Origin of the sequence: Flavobacterium celericrescens (assembly GCF_011392075.1) — a bacterium.
Classification (GTDB): Bacteria; Bacteroidota; Bacteroidia; order Flavobacteriales; family Flavobacteriaceae; genus Flavobacterium; species Flavobacterium celericrescens.
The window spans coordinates 1-361 of sequence record NZ_JAAJBV010000022.1; the positions used below are offsets into that span (position 1 = coordinate 1).

A 361-nucleotide genomic window follows, 5' to 3' on the forward strand; every position below is an offset into this window, starting at 1 on the left:
TTCCGTCTCCGTTTGGATCTGGATTCTCAAACTCTGTATCTACTAAGTCACCATCATCATCTACATCTAAGTAGTCTGGTGTACCGTCACCGTCTGTGTCTTGTGCGTCAGAAGGGTTTCCGTCTCCGTTTGGATCTGGATTCTCAAACTCTGTATCTACTAAGTCACCATCATCATCTACATCTAAGTAGTCTGGTGTACCATCACCGTCTGTGTCTTGTGCGTCAGAAGGGTTTCCGTCTCCGTTTGGATCTGGATTCTCAAACTCTGTATCTACTAAGTCACCATCATCATCTACATCTAAGTAGTCTGGTGTACCGTCACCGTCTGTGTCTTGTGCGTCAGAAGGGTTTCCGTCTCC

1 pseudogene is annotated in these 361 nt (G+C 46.3%); it reads right to left on the minus strand.

The annotated features are described in order from the left end of the window. Positions 1-361 (minus strand): annotated as a pseudogene (locus tag G4L40_RS12870) (FKBP-type peptidyl-prolyl cis-trans isomerase); the annotation flags it as partial.